Annotated in this window: 1 protein-coding gene and 2 pseudogenes; 1 reads left to right on the plus strand and 2 read right to left on the minus strand. The window is 67.3% G+C overall.

The window, feature by feature from the left end; translation table 11 throughout:
* Positions 1 to 13 precede the first annotated feature (13 nt).
* Positions 14 to 151: pseudogene (locus ACWELQ_RS45960) on the minus strand (FAD-dependent monooxygenase); the annotation flags it as partial.
* Between the two features lie 85 nt (positions 152 to 236).
* Complete coding sequence (locus ACWELQ_RS45965; RefSeq protein WP_452403240.1) at positions 237 to 800, minus strand: DUF4334 domain-containing protein; 564 nt, start codon at positions 798 to 800, stop codon at positions 237 to 239.
* Between the two features lie 228 nt (positions 801 to 1,028).
* On the opposite strand from ACWELQ_RS45965, the pseudogene ACWELQ_RS45970 reads away from it, so the two are divergent.
* Positions 1,029 to 1,231, plus strand: a pseudogene (locus ACWELQ_RS45970) (hypothetical protein); the annotation flags it as partial.

Genomic DNA, 1,231 nt, shown 5'->3' on the forward strand with positions numbered 1-1,231 from the left:
CCGTCGATCAGGGTGTCGCGGCGCGGAAGTCGCGCAGAAAGTCACCGTGTTTCTTGAGCACGGTGACCTCGATGCCGGCCCGTGCCAGCATGAGCCCCAGAAACATTCCCGCCGGTCCCCCACCGGCGATCAGACAGGTCGTGCGTTCCATCGGGGCCTCCCCGGCCGATGACTACTACCGTCACCTTCGATGGTAGGCCGAATTCGGCTCGGGGACAGACGCTTCGCCCGAGCGGCTACCGGTCGCGGTAGAGGACGAAGAAGTACGGCTCGGACTGTCCCCGCAGATCCATCACGCCCAGCAGCGTGTTCTCGTCGACACGCCGGAAGATGTCGATGATCGGCAGGTGGTCGTAGATCATTGCGGCACTGGATTTTCCCCGGAACTCCAGATTCCGCAGCCGGGCGCGCGGGGTCGTGGTCCGCAGGACCGGCCGCAGCACCCCGAGCGAGCGGCGCACCGGGCGCAGCGCGGTCACCGGCACCTTTCCGGCCAGGAACAGCGGCACCCGGCGCGGATCGACGGCGAACACCTCGCCGTCGGGGCCGGAGAACAGTAGCGGCTGCACGCTGTCGGCGCTGTCGAACTGCTTGCCGTACCAGCCGGTTTCGGCCAGCATGCCGTCCCAGGGATGCCCGGTGCCGACTTCCGCGCCACGCCAGCGGCCGGTGGTGATCTCCTCCACGCGGACCGTCGGCAGCGCGTCGAACAGGTCCCAGGCGTCGGCGGCCGTGGCCGCTTCGGCGATCAGCGTGCGCAGGCGCGCGGCGGCATCCGTCGCCGGGTCGGCGGCAACCATCATGATCTCCTCGATGAGAGTCAACGACATACTTTCTCTCACCCTAGGCCCGGGATCGCGGACGGATTAGAGCCGGCCTGCCATCTTCACTCCCGGACTGGCCGAAAATGTCACTTCCACAGGGTCGCCCGCCCGCCACCCGGCATCCATCACAGCTTTTTGTCGATTCTACAAAAAGATTCGCCAAACCCCTGGCGTCGCCAGTTTTAGTCGTCTAGCCTAAAACGCATGACGACAGCGCGAGAGACCGCGGAGACCATCCAGGCGGCACAGCGGCCGGAAGATCTCTTCGGTTCCGCCGCAACAGATTCCACGACCCGCACGGCGGCACGTCGGCGGTATCACCGCCTCGCGGCGCTGGTCCATCCCGACCGGGTCGAGGCGGTGGACGCGGGCCTCGCGAGCGCGGCGTTCGCCCGGCTCGCCGAGTT

This window comes from Nocardia sp. NPDC004722 (assembly GCF_053601505.1).